1 pseudogene is annotated in these 617 nt (G+C 45.5%); it reads left to right on the plus strand.

What is annotated here, in order from left to right:
- Positions 1-306: 306 nt before the first annotated feature.
- Positions 307-617: pseudogene (locus AB4486_RS23740) on the plus strand (sigma-54-dependent Fis family transcriptional regulator); the annotation flags it as partial.

The raw sequence follows: 617 nt of genomic DNA on the forward strand, positions 1-617 counted from the left end.
TATGTTGTTGAGCTAGCATGGCGGCTTCCCTTGAGAACAGATCTCGTGAGAAGAAAGCTCGTAAGAAGAGAGCCACCATGTTTATGCTTTCTGTTTAAAACACTGATACTTCGTGTTTTCTTCACAACAGTAACAACGCAAATCACACGCCAGAACTTCAAAACTTGTTGTTAATAAATTGTAAAACTATGATTACCAAACGTTTACAACCCAAAGTGAGTTGGCATTGAACGGACGTCTGGAAACCACACCAGTGTTCAACTGTTCCAAATTGGTACACCCTCACTGTTACGACATGGAACAGTCATGCACCTTCAACAAGCAAACACCTCAGATTGGCTTTCGTCTTCTTGGCACCGCAGCACAGAAGCGGGTCTAAAACAGAGACGACTTCCCGAAGACATTCGCCTGCCACAATCGATTCTTAAGCAGCGACGTCATCAATCGTCTGACTTGATTCAGATCGTCGAACGTAATGCGCTGCCTTTGTTTAATCAGATGTTTGCACGCACCGACAGTCGTTTGATTCTGACCGACATTGAAGGGGTGATTCTGGCGAGTTGGGGACAGGAGCGGTTTAAGGAGAAGCTGACATCAATTGCACTCAGCTCTGGAGC

Origin of the sequence: Vibrio sp. 10N.222.55.C6 (assembly GCF_041473395.1) — a bacterium.
Classification (GTDB): Bacteria; Pseudomonadota; Gammaproteobacteria; order Enterobacterales; family Vibrionaceae; genus Vibrio; species Vibrio crassostreae_C.